At 55.6% G+C, this 21,194-nt stretch carries 12 protein-coding genes and 3 pseudogenes; 4 read left to right on the top strand and 11 right to left on the bottom strand.

What is annotated here, in order from left to right:
- Window positions 1-66: 66 nt before the first annotated feature.
- Window positions 67-1,236 carry a winged helix-turn-helix domain-containing protein gene (locus RBB80_RS02920; RefSeq protein WP_433966834.1) on the bottom strand — a complete coding sequence of 390 codons (1,170 nt, stop codon included), beginning with the start codon at window positions 1,234-1,236 and terminating at the stop codon, window positions 67-69.
- Window positions 1,237-1,444: 208 nt separating this feature from the next.
- Here RBB80_RS02920 and RBB80_RS02925 point away from each other — a divergent pair.
- Window positions 1,445-1,768: pseudogene (locus tag RBB80_RS02925) on the top strand (transposase); the annotation flags it as partial.
- A 1,333-nt stretch (window positions 1,769-3,101) separates the two neighbouring features.
- Here RBB80_RS02925 and hemH read toward each other — a convergent pair.
- The 9 genes and pseudogenes from hemH to RBB80_RS02970 all read right to left on the bottom strand — a co-directional run bounded on the left by hemH (window position 3,102) and on the right by RBB80_RS02970 (window position 16,152).
- Window positions 3,102-4,178, bottom strand: coding sequence for a ferrochelatase (hemH, locus tag RBB80_RS02930; RefSeq protein WP_433966835.1), 1,077 nt, complete (start codon window positions 4,176-4,178; stop codon window positions 3,102-3,104).
- A 264-nt stretch (window positions 4,179-4,442) separates the two neighbouring features.
- Window positions 4,443-5,333: a LysR family transcriptional regulator gene (locus tag RBB80_RS02935; RefSeq protein ID WP_433966836.1), complete on the bottom strand. Its 891-nt coding sequence runs from the start codon at window positions 5,331-5,333 to the stop codon at window positions 4,443-4,445.
- 225 nt (window positions 5,334-5,558) lie between these two features.
- On the bottom strand, window positions 5,559-5,933 hold the full coding sequence (locus RBB80_RS02940) for a catalase-related domain-containing protein (protein WP_433969452.1): 375 nt from the start codon (window positions 5,931-5,933) through the stop codon (window positions 5,559-5,561).
- A 6-nt stretch (window positions 5,934-5,939) separates the two neighbouring features.
- Window positions 5,940-7,033 (bottom strand): annotated as a pseudogene (locus RBB80_RS02945) (catalase); the annotation flags it as partial.
- Window positions 7,034-7,679: 646 nt separating this feature from the next.
- Window positions 7,680-10,776: pseudogene (locus RBB80_RS02950) on the bottom strand (efflux RND transporter permease subunit).
- A gap of 6 nt (window positions 10,777-10,782) precedes the next feature.
- Window positions 10,783-12,003: an efflux RND transporter periplasmic adaptor subunit gene (locus RBB80_RS02955; RefSeq protein ID WP_433966837.1), complete on the bottom strand. Its 1,221-nt coding sequence runs from the start codon at window positions 12,001-12,003 to the stop codon at window positions 10,783-10,785.
- Between the two features lie 74 nt (window positions 12,004-12,077).
- Window positions 12,078-13,331 carry a TolC family protein gene (locus RBB80_RS02960; protein ID WP_433966838.1) on the bottom strand — a complete coding sequence of 418 codons (1,254 nt, stop codon included), beginning with the start codon at window positions 13,329-13,331 and terminating at the stop codon, window positions 12,078-12,080.
- Window positions 13,332-13,475: 144 nt separating this feature from the next.
- Entirely contained in the window at window positions 13,476-14,846 is a 1,371-nt protein-coding gene (locus RBB80_RS02965) for a sigma-54-dependent transcriptional regulator (protein ID WP_433966839.1), read from the bottom strand.
- Between the two features lies 1 nt (window position 14,847).
- Entirely contained in the window at window positions 14,848-16,152 is a 1,305-nt protein-coding gene (locus RBB80_RS02970; protein WP_433966840.1) for a two-component system sensor histidine kinase NtrB, read from the bottom strand.
- Window positions 16,153-16,402: 250 nt separating this feature from the next.
- Here RBB80_RS02970 and RBB80_RS02975 point away from each other — a divergent pair, with 250 nt between their 5' ends.
- A complete protein-coding gene (locus RBB80_RS02975; RefSeq protein ID WP_433969454.1) occupies window positions 16,403-17,029 on the top strand; it encodes an MIP/aquaporin family protein in 627 nt (208 codons plus the stop codon).
- Window positions 17,030-17,496: 467 nt separating this feature from the next.
- A complete protein-coding gene (locus RBB80_RS02980; protein ID WP_433966841.1) occupies window positions 17,497-17,820 on the top strand; it encodes a helix-turn-helix domain-containing protein in 324 nt (107 codons plus the stop codon).
- 149 nt (window positions 17,821-17,969) lie between these two features.
- Here the strand turns inward: RBB80_RS02980 and RBB80_RS02985 are convergent, their stop codons facing one another.
- Window positions 17,970-19,448: an exopolysaccharide biosynthesis polyprenyl glycosylphosphotransferase gene (locus RBB80_RS02985; RefSeq protein WP_433966842.1), complete on the bottom strand. Its 1,479-nt coding sequence runs from the start codon at window positions 19,446-19,448 to the stop codon at window positions 17,970-17,972.
- Window positions 19,449-19,920: 472 nt separating this feature from the next.
- Between RBB80_RS02985 and RBB80_RS02990 the strand changes: the two genes are divergently transcribed.
- On the top strand, window positions 19,921-21,192 hold the full coding sequence (locus RBB80_RS02990; protein ID WP_433966843.1) for a glycosyltransferase family 4 protein: 1,272 nt from the start codon (window positions 19,921-19,923) through the stop codon (window positions 21,190-21,192).
- The last annotated feature ends 2 nt before the right edge of the window (window positions 21,193-21,194 follow it).

Consider the following 21,194-nt stretch of genomic DNA (forward strand, 5'->3'; position numbering starts at 1 on the left):
TACTGGACGATTTTCGAACTATCCTTGGCGGGGGACACCATAAAGGAACCAAAAACAATCATTGACCTAAAGCCTGGATAAGGGTGATGTGTCTTCCGGCATCGTGCTGATCGTTAGTAGGACGACCTTTCCTCCTCGTGCAACGGCGAGACCAGAATAAACGGGGGGCACTTCCTTCAGCAATGTGTACAAGGATGTGACCTTTGTATAGGGATTGAAGATGCGGATCGCGGCGGATGAGGCGCTGCGGTCCAGATAGAAGATTCCCCTGGAAGTAACCTGCCAGTATCCCCAATAATCTGCCGATGGCTGCGCCAGAATTTGGGTCTCTGCACCACCCGACGGTGGCACCCGCCAGATTCCGTTCTCATTGCCGCGGGTGTAATAAAGCCATTTGCCATCAGGCGACTCCTGCGGGATGATTCCGTCTCCTGTGGTCACAGGTTGCGGATCCCCGCCTGCTGCCGAAACACGCCAAAGCTGCCACCGGTCGCCTCGGTTGGAGCGGAAGTAAATGGACTGATCGTCGTACGACGATCGCGGAGTAATATCGTTCGCGTCCCCAAAGGTGAGCTGCTTTGGGCGTCCGCCCGCAACGGTGGTCTTGACATAAATCCGTCGAGACGCGGCGTCCTCGGCGATCCAAACGAACGCAATTTGCCTCCCGTCCGGCGAGAACGCTGGTTGGATCTGCTCCCCAGCGTAAGAGGTGAATTGGATCGTCCGAAAGGAGGCAGAAGCTTCGGTCAGTTTTGTTTTGCTCTTTTGGTAGGACACATTGCAAAAAGAGAGACTAAAATCAGCCCGGCCGCCGCGGTCCACCAAATAACCCTGCGGCCCTGCTGACTGGAAGCTTGGGAGGAATGAACCGGTGCAGGTTCGGTAAGTCGGGGTAGGGGAGCCTTGGACTGTGGATACGTCATCTTGAACTTCCACGGCCAGCTCGGAGACGGGAGCTAGCAGCCTGTAGCCGACTTTCGGGATCGTTTGAATGAAATGAGGAGTATGGGCATCGTCTTCGGTGATTCGCCGAAGAATGGAGATGCATCGAGTCAGGACGTCGTCACCGGCAAAGGTGTCGGGCCAAACATTAGATAATAGCTCGTCTTTGGACACAACCTTGCCATGTTGAGCGGAGAGGGTAAGCAGCACTTTCATGACGTTGGGCTCGATGTGGCGAACTACTTCATCCCTTGTCAACGAGTTGAGCTCTACCTGAACAATCCATTCCCCCACCTTAAAATCTGCCCTGCGCTCTTCCACCCTGATTCCGCTTTCCTTCAAATTGCTCATTTACGAACGGTTACCATCCATCAGAAAACTCTCAGACAAGCGTCACGCTCTCTTCAGGAACATCGCGCCGCCACCTGCGTAGGGTTCGCAACGTTCCATTTGTTGTCTTAAAGGAAGCCGAGTGACTCAACTCAAAAGATCGTCCAGTTTTTCGGGATGGTTGAAGATACGGTATCCCAGGAACGAGAGCATGCGCTTGTCCCACGAAACCATTTACCGCAGCTTATTCATCCAAGCACGACGAGTGTTGAAAAAAGAGCTGATTCAGCACCTGCGGTCCAAGCGGTGTATCCGCCGCTCACGGCACTCTCGGGCTGGTGGACAGTCCCGAGGTCAGATCGTCGATGCCATCTCCATTCGGGAAAGACCTGCAGAAATTGAAGACCGCGCCATTCCCCGTCATTGGGAGGGCGATCTGTTCGGCGGCACCAGGAACAGTCACATCCCAACCCTGGTGGAACGACATTCGCGTTTTACGGGCAAGCTTGTTAGCTGCGGCTGTGATCACTACCTTGACCGGGGACCGGCGCTCAAGAGCGTTGAGCCAAGGACCGAGCGGCGATCGTTCTCGCTTGACGCGGAGGACGGCGGATCGGGCACCATGCACAAGCAGCTTCCTCAGATATACAGAACTAGGTTCAGCTCTAAGCGACTGCAGGAGCTAAAACGTCAACACGTGTTTCCCCTCGAGCGCGATGAAGAGCGAGAGATCACCCTTCTCGAATGCACACCGGCTAGCCGGGGGCAATCATGCAGGTTTCAACCCTCTGTATCAAATTGGGGTCCCCCGATCGGTCCAGCTAGCGCTTAAGCTCCAATTTTGAGGAAAGTGCCTGTGATAGGGAAGCCATCATTCGATCCGTTAGGGCTATGGTTGTCGAGCAGGAAATTGCGGTCTACACCGCCGCGTGGACGTCAAGATTCCGGTCAACAAAGGATGGCAGGAAGGCTCCGCAGATCGCAGTCGTTTCGTTTGCAACCACATAACACCAAGAATGTCCGATGCCCGTGATTCATCCCGGGCATCGAGCACCCGACCAGAGGCGGATGCGGCATCGAAGAGCAAAAATCGCATTACTCGAAGCGAGTGTTGTCTGTGAAAATATCAGGTTCGCGAGCGCTTGCACTTCTGGCGCGGGCTCAACATATTGCTCAGGTCGCAGGACAAATAACGGATCATATATACGGCTAATGAAACGGTTGATGAAAGACAGGGGCACCAGAGAGTGATTTGATCCTCGGGAACAATAGGGGAACAAGCTGGGGAGGAAACCATCACAAATGATCCCAAACGATCCTAAATCGGAGCTGCTCTAACGTCCTTCGTATCAATCGGATACGCTTCCGCCATGCCCGCGGATACGTCTCAGGGCCACAAAGAATCTCATAGTGGGACATCATCCATTTCCGACGAATATTGGCAGGTTTAGGATTCTCTCGGTCTGCTAGCCATGTGTACACCATCGAAGCGCTTTCCATCACGAATCACGCACCAACCCGCTTCCACCTTGAGTCTGCTGGGAGGTGGCTGTCAGGTCCCTTTTGTTATGTACTGCCGACGACGCGGTCGCCGTTGGGCGATCCTGGGAACCGTCGCAGACGTAAACGCTCCACTCATCGTTCGCGTTGAGGTCGTTTCGGAGCCGGAAGGAGTTCGAGAGCAAGACGGCGACCCAACTGTTCGGCAGCCTCTGACGGATGAGATGATTACGTATCTAGCCTGAGATCAGCTGCCGGTAACCGCGACGTGGAAAATGCTTCAAGTGCGGCCGAGACTCGTCTCTCAGATCTCGGCCGCTGCGCGAGTGTCAAGCAGTGAGCTTATTCAAATTGGGACTGCCAGCATTCCGGTAGAGGAATGCATCTACCGAAGATGATGAACTAGAGGCGGGATAGTCCTTGCCGTACAGCGCAAGGTCCTCTAGCGCGTCGATGAGAAGACTGGAGTCGTTGAGGCTCCCAGCGCGAATCAACTTCAGTCCCAGATTCTTTGCTGTCTCCTGGAACGCGATGTCGATGTCGTAGCGGACTTCAACGTGATCACAGAGAAAGCCAACGGGCTGGATTACAACCGTTTCGTAACCATCCGCCTTCAGCTGCGACAAGGTGTCCTCGACGGTTGGACCGATCCACGGCCCACCGCTCATGCCTTGACTCTGGAACGCGAAGTACCAGTCATCGGGGCTCAGGATATCCTTCAACTCCTCAGCGACCAACCGTGCTGTTTCTTTGCAGTCATCCGCATAGCTGTCGGGACCGTGCGCCAAAATCATCCCGTGGTATTCAACCGGGGCCTCGGAAGGTTCGATAGTACGTGTCGGAACTGAGTGCGCCGTGAACAAAACGGCAACACGGTCGTGACGTTTCGATCGGGCGGCATTCAACGCTCCCTGCATCCTCTGCGCGAAGGCTTTGATGAGCATGGGATGGTCCGCCCAACCTGCGACGAAGTCGACGGAGAACGATCCAGCAACCGCATTCTCGACTGCCCGTTTGAACAGACCAACGCTGGTCCGTGAGTTCTGAGGCGCCAGGCAAATTGCCCGTATCCTTTCGATACCAGCCAACGTCATGTCATCGACGACGTCGCGGATGAACGGCTTCCAATTACGCATGCCGACATACACAGGGTAGTCTAGGCGCCCACGCAAACGGTCTGCTTGCCGCATGGTCCAGCGAGTCAGGTGCGGACCTGCAATTGAGGTTGTGTCACGGAGGCCGATTGCCGCGTATCGCTCCTGAAGCTCATGCACAACCTGAGGCGGAACACCGCGTCCACCGGTTACAAGCTTGACGTACTCTTCCATCTCTCCGAGCACGTCCGGAGTTCCGTGCGCGAGCAACAGGACCGCTTCTTTTGGGCTAGCTTCGATTTCCTTCTTCATCTCAACTCCCTTCACCACCAATCGGTGTATACCGTTTACTGCGTTCACATCTTCAATCGACCTTTGGGGCCTGTTTCAAAATCCCGAGTATCTCCGGATCGTCCAGCTATTGGGCAAAAGCGTCGGCAGTCGCGCCGTTACTCACCGAAGCAACTTGAGCGTACCGCTTCAGCAAGCGTGGAGGTAGATCGGCTGGGCTATGGTTGATATTGCATTTTCCGAGTAGCTGTGAAAGCGCACCATTGACACGGCTAGTGGGAGCTTCTACGCATCCGGCTTTGCGACCGATTCCGCTACGGTTCGCAACCACTTCGTAAAAGCAGTCAATGTCTTGAACTTGGCGCTGCTCTTGAGACGCGCGTAACCAATGCGCCTCGACTGCTCCTTAGGCAGGGGCATAACAGCACAGCCATCAGCCTGGATCGCCGCCATTCGTGGTGCGATCGTTATTCCGGCTCCCGAGGCTACTAGAGGAAAGATTGATCCAAAGTGATCGGACTCGAAGACGGGTGCCATCTCCGCGCTGCCTCGCCTGCAGGCAATAAGCATGTCGTCCCTAAAGCAATGACCTTCCTTCAAAAGGAGAAGCCGCTCACCGGAAAGATCCAGTTTGGCGGGTTGCGCCTGACAAAGTATGTGTTCTTTTGGAGCCACAAGAACAAGGGGCTCACGTAATAATTCGCTGCAGACAAGATCAGGTTGACGTAGAGGCAGGCTCACGATGATGACGTCGAGATCGCCGGCACGAAGCTTATCGACGAGGTTCGTTGTGATGTCTTCCGTCAGAATAATGTCGACCTCTGGAAACAGGGTCGAGAATTCGGGAAGACATGGTGCGAGTAGGTATGGAAGGACCGTCGGGATCACGCCGATGCGAAGCGGTCCACGGATGCCATCCTCCAGCTGCCGGACTTGCGACTCTGCGAGCTTGGATCGGCTCAGTATTTCCTTTGCGTGGGAGTAGAAGATCTCACCGGCGTGCGTCAAGCGTACTGACCTGGCGAGCCGCACAAAGAGGGTCGATCCAACTGATTTTTCTAGTCTGCGAATCTGCAGAGAGAGCGTCGGCTGAGCTATCCCTTCCTGCTCTGCAGCCTTTGTGAAGCTGCCATATCGAACGACCGAGCAAAAGTACCTAAGCTGTTGAAGTTCCATGGCCTTCTCTATGATAGCCGTGTTTGGAACTGGCGTAGTAGCGATTGGAAAGCTACGGAACTCTTGAGAGGAGGCTTACAGTTCCGGCCGAGCTATCGATTCCCTGCCTCGTGGATCGGATCCAAAATCATTACTCGACAACTGTCCTCTCCTCTCCCCTCAGGGAAGGCAATAAAAAAGCGGCTCCGCAACAGATTTACTTGTTACGGAGCCAGGTGGTGCAGCCTACAGGGCTATGGAGGTTGACGTCGGGTTACTTGTGCTCGCGAGGAAGGCTTCAAGAGCCGTTGCAACGCCTTCGCCGTAATTCGGGTCCGCCTTGGTGCAGTTCGCAACGTGGCGATCCCGGACTTCCTTGGAGGCCGGACCGAGAGCTCGAGCAGTGTTCTCAAACAGACGCTGCTTTTCCCCGGGACTGAACATACGGAAGAGGTTGCCCGGCTGCGAGTAGTAGTCGTGATCGTCTTCGCGGAAATCAAACTTCTGAGCATCTCCGTTGATTGCCAACGGCGGCTCCGAGTAATCGGGCTGCTCTTGCCACTCGCCATGACGGTTCGGCTCGTAGCTGGTCGTGCCGCCATAGTTTCCGTCGACACGCATCGCACCGTCACGATGGTAAGAGTGGAAGGGGCACTTCGGCGCGTTTACCGGAATCTGAAAGTGATTGACGCCGAGGCGGTAGCGCTGCGTGTCGCCGTACGAGAATAGGCGTCCTTGAAGCATCCGATCCGGCGAGAAGCCGATTCCCGGGACGATGTTCGTCGGAGCAAAGGCAGCCTGCTCGACATCCGCGAAGAAGTTCTCGGGATTCCTGTTCAGCTCCAGGACGCCGACTTCGATCAGAGGGTAGTCCGCGTGAGGCCACACCTTCGTGAGATCGAACGGGTGGATGTGGTAGGTGTTCGCATCCTCCTCGTTCATAATTTGCACATACAGCTTCCAGCGGGGAAGTCGCCCCTCTCGATGGCCTCGTACAGGTCGCGCTGGTGTGTCTCACGATCCTTACCCACAAGGGCTTCCGCTTCCTGATCCGTGAGGTTCTGGATGCCCTGCTGGGTCTTGAAGGTGAACTTCACCCAGAAACGCTTGTTCTCCGAATTGATGAAGCTGTACGTGTGGCTGCCAAAGCCGTGCATATGGCGGAACGAGCGTGGGATTCCACGGTCGCTCATGACAACGGTGACCTGGTGCAGAGCCTCGGGAAGGTTCGTCCAGAAGTCCCAGTTGCTATCTGCGCTGCGCATGCCAGTTCGCGGATCGCGCTTGATGGCATGGTTTAGATCGGGGAACTTGAGTGGATCACGAATGAAGAAGACGGGTGTGTTGTTTCCAACGAGGTCCCAGTTACCTTCCTCGGCATAGAACTTCAGCGCGAAGCCGCGGATGTCGCGCTCAGCGTCGGCTGCACCACGCTCACCGGCAACGGTCGAGAAGCGAGCAAACATCGGAGTCACCTTGCCGATCTCGGAGAAGATCCTCGCCTTGGTGTACTTGGTGATATCGTGCGTTACGGTGAAGCTTCCGAAAGCGCCTGCGCCCTTGGCATGCATACGCCGCTCTGGAATCACCTCGCGGTCAAAGTGTGCCATCTTCTCTATAAGCCATACGTTCTCGAGTAAGGCCGGTCCGCGTTTGCCAGCGGTCTTTATATTCTGGTTGTCATCAACTGGAGCGCCGAACGCTGTTGTCAGTTTCTTCATGATTCTCCTCTTTTTCGTACTTGGTTGTAAGGCCGCTCCCTCACTTCAGGCCGTAGCGGAAGTCCCCGGAACAATTGCCATAGAGAGCGAACTCGTTATGCGAGCAGCGTTCTTTGCCTTTTTGCGTCTGCTGTGTGCGAGTTACTCCCAGAAACAACTTTGAGCGTATCGCCTCAGCAGGCGTGGAGGTAGATGGGCTGGGCTATAGTTGATATTGCATTTTCCAAATAGCTGCGAGAGCGCACCATTGACGCGGCTCGTGCGAGTTTCTTTGCATCCGGCTTTGCGATCGATTCCGCTACGGTTCGCAACCACTTCGTAAAAGCAGTCAATCTCCTGAGCCTGGCGCTGCTCTTGAGACGCGCGTAACCAATGCGCCTCGACTTTGGAAGGTCGAGGACGGCGCTTAGACTGGTGTTTGAGATGGATTGGAGGGAAAATACCGCGCCTGAGTTGCCAAGCGTTCCGATTACCCTTGAAGGTTCCAGCGTTCTTCATCAAATGTTTCGGTTTGACTGGGAGTCATGGAAGATGCTGTCTGTGGCAGGATCAACGCAAAATGGAAGCCGAGGCTGTCAAACTTGTTCAAGCGTGACCTTTGATGTGAGGTTCAAGGACTCACGCAGTGAACTTTTTGAGCTTCGGATCAGACAGCTGTCAGATCCCTATTGTGTGCCGCGTCTTGAGATTTAGGGGACCTATCGAACCAATCGTAGAATGTGGGCAGCAAAAATAAAGTCAGTAACGTTGAACTGATAAGTCCGCCAATCACGACTGTCGCCAAGGGCCGCTGAACCTCGGCTCCAGTTGAATTGGAAATAGCCATGGGAACGAATCCGAGACTGGCGACAAGGGCTGTCATCAATACCGGTCTCAAACGGCGGCCTGCTCCTTGCAGGACTGCATGGCGTAGCGATGCGCCCTCGTCTCTCAATTGGTTGATGGAGCTGACGAGCACTACGCCATTAAGTACTGCGACCCCAGCAGGGCGATGAAGCCTACCGAAGCGGAGAGATTCAGATTGAGGTGGAAAATCCATAGAGCGGCAATGCCGCCCACCAGCGCGAATGGCACATTGACCAGAATCAGCATGGCCTGCTTGATGGAATGGAATGTCATATAAAGCAGGCCGCATACGATTGCGAGCGCCAGTGGGACCACCAACAAGAGTCGCCGCATTGCGCGCTGCTGGTTCTCAAATTGACCGCCATAAGTGATGGTGTAACCGGCAGGCAGCTTCACATTGTTATTCACCTTCTGCTGGACTTCCGCAACAAAACTGCCAAGGTCGCGGCCTCTCACATTCGACATGACGACAATGCGCCGCTGTCCCTGTTCGCGATTGATCTTCTCAGCTCCGCGTGTCACATCGACGTCCGCAACCTGACCCAGCGTCACCATCGCCCCGCCTGGAGCATGCAATGGGATCTCCCGCATGGATGCGAAGTCGGAGCGATACCGATCGGGCAGGCGCAGCGCGATGGTGTAACGGCGTTGGCCGTCGATCATCTGCGAGACCACCGCTCCCGAAGCGCCCGCCTCCACTGCCTGTTGCACATCGAGAACATTCAACCCATAGCGCGCCAGCGCGTCCCTGCGAATCTTCACAGTCAGCTCCGCAACGCCGGAGTTGATTTCCATCTGCGCGTCGGCCGCGCCGCGTACGGCATTTACCTGGTGGAGCACCTGTTGCGCGAGCGAGTCGAGCTGTTGGAAGTCGTCTCCGAATACCTTGACGGCCAGATCGGCTTTCACACCGGACACGGTCTCGTCGAGCCGCATGGCCATTGGCTGGGTAAAGTCATAGCTAATGCCGGGAATCTGTGCGAGCGCTTTGTCCATGGCATCGATGAGTTCTTCTTTGGAGTGGAACCTTTTCCACTCGTGAGTTGGGGCGACGGCAACATAGACATCGCCTTCGTTAATGCCCATGGCCTCGGTGGCAAAGTCAGGGCGGCCGATCTTGGTCGTAACATCCTCAATCTCCGGAAAGGCGCGGAGTGTCTTCTCGACCCGCTTCGAGATCTCTATGGAATCAGTGAGCGAGACACCCGGGAGCTTGCGTGTCTCAACCAGGATGGAGCCTTCGTCGAGACGCGGCATGAACTCGGTGCCGATAAATGCCAGTGAAGCCAGCGAGGCGATCATGACGACGGCCATTGCGGCGATGATGACGATGCGGTGGCGAATCACCCAGGACAGGCCCGCGATGTAACGGTGGCTCAACCGCTCCATCCAGTGCTGGTTCGTCTCCTTTTTCTTCCGGCGAAGTCCCTTGCGAAATACGAAGGAGCTGAGCACGGGAATGACGGTGAGGGCTAGCAGCAAGGAGCCGAGCAGCGCCGTGCAGACCGTGATGGCCATGGGGCGGAACATCCGTCCCTCCAGCCCTTCCAGAAAGAGGATAGGAAGATAGACAGCAATGATAATGCCGACGCCAAATGCCATTGGCCGAGCGACCTCAAGGCCCGCAGTGGCAATCGAAGTCATCGGAGCTTCCTCTTCCCCATGTTCCTGCATTCGATGCACTGAGTTTTCGATCATCACGACAGCGCCATCGACGATCATGCCGAAGTCGATAGCGCCCAGGCTCATCAGGTTAGCGCTGATGCCGAAGAATTTCATCCCCAGGAAGCTGAAGAGCAGAGAGAGTGGAATGATCGATGCCGTCACCAGTGCGGCACGGAAGCTGCCGAGAAAGAGCAGCAACACCACGGTGACCAGGATGAAGCCTTCAAAAAGATTATGCTCAACCGTGTGAATGGTTCCATCAATGACAGTCGATTGATCGTAGAAGGGCTTGAGCGTGACACCTGCTGGCAAATGGAGACTGGCGATCTTCTGCTTCACCAGTTCGATGACATGTTTGCCGTTCTCGCCTTTCAACATGATGACCATGCCCGAGATGGCCTCGCCATTCCGTAGGACAGCGCCCTGGCGGGGCGCTGGTCCAATCGTCACTTGCGCGACATCATGCAGCATGACCGGCGTGCCCTGGTTGGCAAGCAGAACAATGTTGCCAATATCGCCGACGCTGGTGGTCCTGCCAAGGCCGCGCAAGGTGTACTGTTCATACGCGTGCTCGATGTATCCGCCACCGAAGTTGGTGTTGTTCTCGCCTACTCGCGTGGCCACGTCCTTGAGCGTGAGTCCATACTGTTGGAGAAGTGCCGGATCTACCTTGATCTGATATTGCTTTGTCTCGCCGCCCCAGGTATTGACATCACTGACACCGGGGATCGTTCGCAGCTGCGGCTTGATCTCCCACTCCTGCACGTCCTTCAGTTCCATGGGGGAGAGTCCGCTTCCTGTAAGCGTGTATTGATAGAGTTCCCCAAAGGCCGTCGATGGCGGACTGAGGACCGGCTGTATCCCCGCGGGAAGCGAAGTTGCCACCTGTTGCAGACGCTCGTTGACCAGCTGGCGCGCGAAATAGGTAGGGACAGTGTCGTCGAAGACCACGGTCACCATCGATAGCCCCAGCTTGGAGAGGAGCGCACCTCCTGTTGCTTCGGCATTCCCATCAACGTGCGCTCAACAGGATAGGTGACAAGCTGCTCGACTTCCGTGGGAGGCATCGACGGCGCTTCGGTCACGATGACGACCTGATTGTTGGTCAGGTCAGGAAAGGCATCAACAGGAATGGTGTAAACGACCCAGCAGCCGGCCGCAATCAGCACAAGAACGCCAAGCAGTACGGTCCAGCGATGTGCAAGCGAGAAAGTAAGAATTCTTGCGAACATGTCGGATCAGTCCCCCTGCATGGAAGCTTTAAGGAGTTGAGATTTCAGTAGAAAGCTGCCCTGGGTCACCACCTCTTCACCTGGGCGCACGCCCTCAGCGAGAGCGACTTTGCCATTCACGGAACTGCCAACCCGCACCGGGCGCGGTGTGAAGCGCTCGGCTGCCTGGCGAACAAAGACAACATCTTGGCCGTTCACCTGCTGCACGGCCTCTGGCGCAATCAGGATAAGCGGACGCGTTTCACCGACAGCGATCTCTGCTGTTGCCAGCATCTCGGGGCGTAGAATTCCTCCGCTGTGTTCTATGTCGATACGAACCTGAAGACGGCGCGTTGTTGGGTCGAACTCCTGACCGAGATTGCTAATCCGTCCAGCGAATCGTTGCCCCGTGTCCCCTGGAAGCGTCACCCATGCGCTCTGGCCAACCTTCAATTGACTGAGTTGCTCCTGACCTACGGAGGCGAGCATCCACAAGTGCCTCGGGTCTCCGAGAACGAAGATGTCGGTGGCTGGCGCCACGGTCGTGCCGGGAGTCGCATTCTTCTGCAGAACGTATCCGCTCGCCGGTGCGACAATCGGGATCAATTCCGCAGTTTCGTTCTTTGCGTTTGCCGGCAGGTCGGCGGAAATACCTAGGTTTTCCTCCAGATGTGTTTTGCTGCGGACGACATCGATCTGGCCATTCTCAAGGGCTGTTTTCGCATTGACCAGTTCCTGCCGCGCCTGCTCTGTCTGCTCGACCGAAGCGGCGCGGAGAGCATAAAGACGCTGCATGCGATCGAAGTTTACTTGCGCCAGAGACTCAGCGGACTGCAGACGGCTTTTCTCGGCAACCGCCATCGCGTATGCGGCCTGAGCTTCGTGTACGTCGTGACTGTGCATGCGCGCCAGCACCTCGCCCTTATGCACGTAGTCTCCCAAATTGGCATAGATGCGCTCAATGCGGCCTGTTGTCAGCACGCCAACATGCCAACTCTCATTGTCGGGCAACACAATTTTCCCTGGGAACTGAAGCAGATCCGATTCTTGCTGGACAACGAGCGTAGTGGTGGCGATAGCTCCCCGTTGTTCGGCGACGGGAAGCACTATCGCCGCTCCGTCGCTTGCGTTCTTCGACCCAGCAATCTGGCTCGAGCCATTGGCGTGAGCATTGGACTCACTTGCTGCCGCACTGTGGCGACCGCTCGCGAAGCCTGCGATCGCTGCAAGGACCGAAAGCGTCAGCATCGCTATGACATACCATCTCCATTTCTGTTGTCCCGCTCGCAATCTCACAGATTCTCGCAAATCAGTTTCCATATTCATGGCTCCAGCCCTTCTGCGTATTCCAGTGACACAACGCTCTGGTGGTAATTGCCCAGCGCCTCCACCCATGCGGTCTGTGTGTCCACACGCAACTTCTCCGCATCCAGCAGCCGGAGCAGATCGGTGCCGCCTTCGCGATATGCGGCGCGCGAGATATTTGCAATATCGACTGCCTGGTCGAGAAGAGGCCGATAACGATCCGTAACCTGGCGCTCCCACGTCTCATAGGACATGCGGGCCAGTGCCAGATCGCTCGCACTCTGCTGTTGGACAGCAGTGAGTGTGGACCTGTTGGCTTCGACATCGAATCGAGCCGCGGCTACCGCTCCCTGGTTGCGGTCGAAGACGGGCAGGTTCATTTGAAAGCCGGCAATCATCGTGTTCAAGCCAACCGTGCGCTTGTATCCGAAGAGTGCATCGATATCGGGCCGCCCTTGAGCCTTCTGCGTCATAAGATTCGCTCGGGCGGTATCGATTGCCTGCTGAGCCAGCTTGACCTCGATACGCTCGTTCTCTGGACTGCCCGCGGATTCCGGATTCTTTGGCGCGTTGAGTGACTCAAAGGATTCGCTCAGGCGCCAGTTTTCCGCTGCAGCCAATCCCATCTCACGGGCAAGCCTCTGCTTGGCCCCGGCTTCTGCCAATCTTCCGGATTCAGTATTCGCTTCGGCGCGAGCCTCTTCCAGCCGCACGCGCAGAAGATCGGCTGCGGCAATCTTTCCCTCGTTGAAGCGCTTCTCGTTGTAGTCGAGAATCTCGCGATAGTACCCGACACTCTGCTCCGTCAGAAGTTGCAGATACTGAAGGCGCAGGGCATCCCAGTACGTTTGAGCTACGCGGAGTTCGATTAACCTCTTCTGTTGCTCGAGTGTGAGTTGCGACCGGTGAACGGCGCTGGTGGCCGTGGCAATGCGCGCTGCCCGTCTTCCAGACACCTCAAGCGCTTCGGTCGCGTAGGCGTACGTATCGACGTTCTGGGTGAAGTCCATGCCAGGCCGCAGATTTTCCGACTGATAAAACAGCCTGGGGTTGGGAATAGATCCCGCCTGACGGCGCAGCTGGGCACTTGATGCCTCAACCTGCGCCGCCGCCTGCAGCTCTGCCCGCTTGCTCATGGCCGACCTAATCGCGTCGCTAAGAGAGAGGGCCTGCGGTGATGGATCCTCCGCGAAGCCGCAGGGCGAGAAGAGAACCAAAACGGCAATCACTACAGTCAGAGAAACCAGCGATCTTGATATTGTTTGCCTCATATGCCTGACGTGGATAAGGCAACTGAAAGGCCAAACAATTCGTGTACCAGGCTATTGAAATAACCGGTGATTACGACCCCGCTGTTTCCAATGTGGACAAAAATTCAAACCCGCGTTCAAAGTTTTGAACAACGTGAAGTCTTGCTACAAGCCATATTTCGAGAGTTTATAGCTGAGATCGCTCTTGGAAAGACCAAGCCTTCTTGCCGCTTCCGTCTTCGATCCATTGGTCTTCGTCAGCGTCTGCTCAATGATCCTTCGCTCCCAGGATGCGAGCGTGCTGCGCAAATGAAATTCTTCCGGCAGCGACGCTCCATTAAACACGGGAAGACCGGATTCTGCGTCTGCCTCATCCTGAACCTCCGGTAAATCAAACCAGAGTATCTCCGAGCCGCTCGTCAAAATGCAGGCCCGCTCCAGTAGGTTGCGGAGTTCTCGCACATTGCCAGGAAAGCTGTAGGACATGAGTTGCTGCAGAGCATCGGGATGAAGCGCACGCTTTGTCGTTTTTAGGTCGCTTGCGATCTGATGCAGCAGGTATTCCGCGATCTCAGGAATATCTGTGATCCTCTCGCGCAAAGGTGGAACCGCCACAGGCACAATGGCGAGCCGGTAGTAAAGGTCTTGCCGGAAGTTTCCTTCTTGCACCTCCTTCCTCAGATCCCGGTGCGTTGCCACCAGCACGCGGACATCGACATCCCGCGCAACCGTAGAGCCAACGCGGGTGATCTTTCCTTCCGCCAGAACGCGCAAGAGCTTGGCCTGCGCCCCAGCGGACATCTCTCCCGCTTCATCCAGAAAAAGCGTTCCCTGGTGTGCCGCTTCAAAGAGCCCATGACGTATCTTGTCCGCTCCGGTAAATGCGCCTCGTTCATGCCCAAAGAGCTCGCTCTCCAGCAGAGTCTCGGAAAATGCTGCGCAGTTGACGCTGATAAGCGGCTTGTTTGCTCGCGTGCTGTTTCGGTGGATTGCTCGTGCTACCAGTTCTTTCCCTGTTCCTGTTTCTCCGGTTATGAGTACCGTTGCGTCTGTCGGTCCAACCCGAGAGATGAGTTCGCGTAATTTCGCGACAGACGCACTTTTGCCCCGGATCTCCGATTGCCCTTCAAGCCGGTCGACAGTACTACGAAGCAAATGGTTCTCACGCTGCAACAAAGACCATTCTGCCGCGCGATCAACAACCGCCCGCAGGTTGTCTGAAGAAAATGGCTTGGTCAGGAAGTCGAACGCGCCGCTACGCATTGCCTCGACTGCGAGTTCAACGGTGCCATAGGCAGTTAACAAAACTACCGCGGTAGAAGGTTCCAACTGCTGGATTGCCTTGAGAACCTCGGAACCTTCGCCATCAGGCAGCTTCTGGTCAAGCAGGACGACCTCAAAGTCATTGCCATGGACCGCCTGCAACCCTTCTTTGACTGTTGCTGCTTCCACCAGGACGTGCCTGTCCTGCCGAAGGTTTGCGGAAAGCACCTTCCGCATATTGGATTCATCTTCAACGATGAGAACTCGGGCCATGCTAAAGCTCCCTCACTATGTGCGTTTGCACCGTATCTTCTCCATCTATGGAAGGAACCCTGATCGTGAAGACGATGTGGTCTGTGTCGTTCCGCTCCAGATGCAGTTCACCATGGTGCCTGTCTACAATGCTTCTGGCGATCGCAAGGCCAAGACCGGTACCACCTTCTTTCGCAGTAAAGAATGGCTCAAATATATGATCTGCGACGCGGCGTGGGATCGCAGGACCGGCATTTTCAATCCTGATCTGAAGAGCCTTTCTGGACTGGTTTACGACGGCAATCAGAATGCTCCCGCTTTGCGGCGAAGCTTCAATGGCGTTGCGCATAAGGTTCAGAAGTACCTGCTGCAACTGGCCTTCATTGCCATAGACGCAACAGGTATCGCACATCTTGACTTCAATTTGTAGATCCTTCTGGAGGGCCTGCGGCTGAACAATGGAAACGATGTAGCCAACCAGCGCTGTTGCATCGAGCTGTTGAAAGGAGGCGTTTCCTGGCCCGGCGTACGAGAGAAAATCGGTAGTTAGTTTTTCCAGTCGCTTCGCTTCCATTCCTGCGATCCGCGACATCTCTTCCCGCTCCCTGGAGGCAAAGGATGCTGAAGCAGCGGTCTCAAGTGCGCTGGAGATGATGGCGACAGGATTTCTAATTTCATGAGCGACCGCGCTGGCCAGCCGTCCTATCGCTGCTAGTTTCTCTTCCTCAATGAGCTTGCTGCGCGTCGCTTCCAGATCATAGAGCTGCTGACGAAGCTGCTCTTCGCGATCACGCAGCATGTGTACCAGCAGCCATACCAGGCATCCGACGATGAAGTACACGAGCACTAAAGTGCTCGCCTCGAGTATTTCGCCGCTTTGAAATGGAGGGCTAAAGTTAGCTGCATACGCAACCCAGAAAAGGGAGACGGCAGATGCTGCTGCAGAAATGAGTAACGTTATCGCAAACGAGAAGTAGATTGCCGCTTCCAGAACAGGCAGAATCAGCATCCCGAAGTAGTGCGTATCCGGCTGGCGCGTCAGCACGGCGAGTAGGAGCGCGAGTACCAGGGTCCAGGCAATTGACGAGACGGCAAACCGCTGACTCCTCGACTCGTCCTTTGTCACGATCTGCTCTGCGTAAAAGATCTCAATCAGGCGAAGACTACTTGCGAACGCAACCAGAAGGAAGACGGAAAGAGGCGGCAGGGTCAGGAACGTTGTAAAAAGCATCTGCGCTGCGAAGAAGATCAGGAGGACGGCGAGGTAAACCGAGCCAATGATTGAGCGGTTAACAAAGGTGCTGGCAAATGAAAAGCGGTGGGGCATTCAATCTGTTCTCTCTATAGCAACACCTGAATCGTACAGCACTTCGAGGCCCAACCTTCTGCGGCAATATAAACCCCACGCTACCGCATTCATTGGCAGTTTGATTTCAAAAATCAAACGAATCGTACAAATCCTTGAACTACGCAACGGTATATGAGAGTGTGTTGCACCCGTATCCTCAACAACTCTTGTCCACTCAGGAATGGTCCTTAGCTTGCCATCGACTTTGCAGGAGTTAATAAATCTGGCTATGAACAAGTATGTGATGGAATTTATCGGAACGTTCTTCCTGGTCCTCACCATCGGTATGTCGGTCGTCGCTGGCGGCAGCGGCGTCATCCCTCCGCTCGCGATCGGCTCGGTCCTGATGGTGATGATCTTTGCCGGAGGTCATATCTCCGGCGGCCATTACAACCCCGCCGTCACCCTGGGAGTCTGGATGCGCGGCCGCACCGAAACTAAAGATGTCGTCCCCTACATGATCTTTCAGACCGTCGGAGCGCTAATCGCAGCCAACGTGGTCAAATACCTGGATCCTGCTGCTGTGGTCCATCCGCACGTTCTAGCTGTTTTTCCTGCACTGCTCGCCGAATTCCTCTTCACCTTCGCCCTGGTCTTCGTTGTCATCAACACCGCCACCGCCAAAGGCACTTCGGGAAACTCCTTCTATGGTCTTGCCATTGGTTTCACCGTTCTTGCCGGCGCCTTTGCCATGGGCAGCGTGACTGTCGGCGCCTTCAACCCTGCCGTGGCCGTGGGCGTCTCCGTCATGGGAATGGTCGCCTGGTCACAGCTCTGGGTATTCCTCGTCGCTAACTTCCTAGGCGGAGCGGCTGCTGCGCTTACCTTCAAATTCCTGTGTCCCAACGATAAGTAGCGTGCTTTCCCTTGTCGGTATTTCATCACTTCGTTCGTGTCGGAGATGACCCCAACGGGGAGCTTTACGCATTTACCACGGCACTAACTCCGTGAAGATAACCTTGCCGGGCTAAGAAATTTATTTGCTCCAGACAATTATGTGCTATAAAAGCTCTACTCCCCCGGTACATGCCAAATGCTGGATTTTCGGCCCCCTGTTTTGCCGTCAAGTTTCAGGCGATTTGTAAGTCAAAGTGTTTCAAGATTTACCGCCGTCAACTGTACGGCATCGCGAATTTGAGTGGAAAACGTCAAACGTCGATACGATGCGAATATTTGTTTCGCTTTTGATGAACTGATCTGTCTTTGGTCCGATCTTCAGATGCATTGCAGTCTCGACGAGGGATCTGCCACGCCCCAGCCAGACGAAACATGGAATCCCGTGGATTCACTCCAACTACCTGCGCAAATTACACGAGGTCCGACATGCATCCAACCAGCTTTGTTGCTTCCTCTTTGGACAATCGATCGAGCGCCCCGCCGGTCCCTCCACCTAAGCAGTCTTCCGTCTCCTGGCTTTCAGCAGAGCGGGCGTCTTCCACTTATATCGCAGACCGCTTCGGCATACGACTAAGGACACTTCGCAAGGCTAGCGGCATGACGCAGCTTGAAATGTCCATCGAGTTCGGAATCGACCGCAGCTTCATCAGCGATGTCGAGCGCGGTAAGAAAGCGATCTCCTTGCCATTGCTGGAGGTCATCGCGATCGGCTTCGGCTTGACCATGTCCGATCTCTTGGCAGACATCTAGCCTGCTTCATCAGGATAGAAGCTGCGATCCCGGACGAGCAGCGATCGCGGGGTGAACTCCTGCTCATCATCACGCCATAACTCGTGGGCTGCTCGCCGGCCTGTACGCAGCGAAGCTCCAGCGTTGATCCTTCGTAAGCAGGCGTGCCCTCAGATCCCCTTCATGGCGAAGATGAGCGTGTGAAGCATGACGGCAATGTCCAGGAAGAACCCACGGTGCTCGATGTAGTAGAGATCGTACTCGAGGCTCTCGTGAATGACGAACTTGCGATCAGCGCTCAGTTGCCAGAAGCCGGTGATGCCAGGCAACACGCTCAAGCGCTGAGCCTCATAAGGCGTGTACTCTTTTACGACGTATGGCATTTCGGGACGAGGTCCCACGAGCGCCATCTCTCCCTTCAGCACATTGAGCAGCTGGGGTAGCTCGTCGAGGCTCGTCTTGCGCAGAAACCGACCTGCAGGCGTGATGCGCGGGTCGCGGCTGTCTTCAGGCGAGCGCCCATACTTGGGGGCAGTCGTATACATGCTGCGAAACTTATACATTGCGAACGCCTTGCCGTATCGCCCGATCCGCTCCTGCCTGAAGAACGCTGGCCCGCTTGAGGTCGATTTGATACAGATGGCGATTGCAACCCAGAGAGGCAGCGTCATCACGACGATACATAAGGCAAGCACGAAGTCGATTACGCGCTTCAGGACTTCGTATGCTGAAAGGCCGGCCGCTTTTCCTCGGAAGAAGGAACGCACGACGACGCCGTCCATGTACTGAACAAATGACGGCCCGCGCTGCCCGTTAGGATGCATGGGCCCCACGTCCGAGATCTGGATGCCCACAGTCGACGCGAACTCTGCGATCTCCGCACGCCGCGCGGGACTCATGTGTGGGTCAGCCAGAAAGAGATCCGAGATCTCGAGACGCGCCAGAAGCGCTTCGTCCAGGAGACCGCAATGCACCGGCGCATGCTCTTTGAAGTGATAACCGTGACTGTAGATGACACGATCACGCTCCGGGCCTTGCTCGTCGAGAAAGCCAACTGGTCGAAGATCCTGATCGGGGGAATGGATGAGATACGAGAATATTCTTCGAGCATCCGATCCTGAACCTACGATCAGCGCTCTTCGCTTTCGTAGATCAAGCGCGCTGTTGCGAGAGATCAATGGTTGCATGACCTGCCTCAGCAACAGGACGACCGGGGTTGCCAACAACCAGGCGCCAAGAAGCAGCAGGCCTGCCAGCGCGTGCGTCGTTACATAAATTCCCGCAAGAGCGAGCACGAAAGAGAACATCGATACGCGCAGGACGGCAGAGCTCTCGAGCACGCGCAACAGGCTGTGCTTGTTTCTGTAGAGATTTTCACCCATCCCGAGCAGAACAAATCCGATCGCATACAAAACGCAAAAAGAGATCAACTGCGATGTGCAAGTACGGTCTGTGAACCTCCCAAAGGCTCGCCATATCGACAAGACGCCTGCTCCGCCCACGGCGATTGCCAGCAAGTCCATCGCAACCGTTATGGGCAATGCCAGCGATAGCGCCGGACTCTCCGCGTCTCCGAGGGACCGCGTTTGCTCCGACGAGACCGTTGCAGGCGACACATTAGCACTCTCCATCCTCACTTGCAGGTCCACGCTTGCCTCCTTGCGTATCTATCTACCCAGCGCCATGAGCAGGGTTGTGCTCGAGTGCTGAACAGCAGTAACTCTGCTCAACCGTGAGTACAACCATTTGTCACTAAGGACGGTGATGTGACCTACAAGTACCACCTTGCACACGTCAGGGAATCGGCTAACGCCCACAATCACGAGTTCTGACAATTGCCTTCAAGTTTCTAAGTTGCCGCTGCAATATCCCGCGAATAGTGCCTGTGCATTCTTACAACTCATCCTGTCGGCTATAGCACACAGACCTACTCTTTATACTTGCCGTCGGCCGGTTCCCAAGATATCTATGGACCACACACAAAAGCTACACCCTAACCCCGGGCTCTCAGCACCGCCATCTCTACCACCGCCGAAGCAATGCGACCAGCCGACAGCAACGGCTTAGTAACCGAAGCTGTCCAGCTCCGCTGGATGGGCCCACGATAAGGAGCTTGCCTCTGTGAATGTCGTCATCATCAATGACAACGCCCATGTGAACGGAGGAGCAGCCAAGGTTGCGATCCAGGAGGCAGTGGGTTTAGCAGATCGTGGACATAAGATCTACTTTGTCTGCGCGGTGGAGCCGATCGCACGGGAACTGATTCATCCTAATATCAGCATCTGCTCCTCACAGCAGGATGATCTTCTCGCCAATCCCAACCCTGCGGCAGCGTTTGTCCAGGGTTGGTGGAACACGAGGGCCGCACAGCTAACCGGCCGAATCGTCAGCCGCTTGAAGGGCTCAGAGACGATCGTTCACCTGCATGTCTGGTCGCGCGCCCTGTCGGCCAGCACGATCAGAGCTGCGATTGACTCAGGCATACCGGTCGTCTGTACGTTGCACGACTTCATGCTCGCGTGTCCAAACGGGACGTTTTTCAACCATACGCAGCAGCAGGTATGCCACTTACGTCCGTTGAGCGCGGCGTGCGTTCTCACGAACTGCGACACTCGCAGTTACGCGCAGAAGCTTTGGCGTGTTGGCAAGCAGGTCATCCAGAAGCAGATGGGCAAGGCTCCTGCGGGGATAAACCACTTTATCGTTCATTCGAGGCTGGCGGGCGAAGTCATGAAGCCTTATCTTCCCCAGGATTGCACGCTCCATAGTCTTCCGATCTATATCGAAAGCAACCAGTCTCCCCCAGCCCAGCCGGAGACCAACCACAATCTCGTATGTCTCGGTCGGCTGGTTAGAGAGAAGGGCGTGCTTCTTGCAGCCAATGCTGCAGCGGCCGAAGGTGTTCCGCTGACGTTCGTTGGGTCGGGCCCTCTCGCCGAGCAGATTCAAGCTGCATGTCCAGAGGCGATCGTCACGGGATGGGTGGATCATGCAACGAGCGTGCAGTATCTTCGACAGGCCCGCGCGCTGGTCTTTCCTTCACTGTGGTACGAGACGCTCGGTCTTGTCGTACTCGAAGCCGCAGCTCACGGTATTCCATCACTGGTTCCTGATACGAGTTCTGCGCGAGAGATTGTCCTGGACGGCGTTACAGGCCTGCACTTCAAGTCAGGAGATGAACTCGATCTGCGCACCAAGATGAAGCAGTTGCAGGATGCAGACCTTGTTCGCAGTCTGGGCCGCGAAGCTTACAAGCGTTTCTGGTCGAGCGACTACTGCTCTCTCGACACCCATGTCTCTTCACTCGGAGTCATCTACCAGAAGATTGTCAGGGCCCAGATGATCGCAGACAAATTCCCTGCTCTACCTGTGGAGGTCCAGCGTGTCGGATAATC

This window comes from Tunturiibacter gelidiferens, assembly GCF_051013345.1.
Lineage (GTDB): Bacteria > Acidobacteriota > Terriglobia > Terriglobales > Acidobacteriaceae > Edaphobacter > Edaphobacter gelidiferens_A.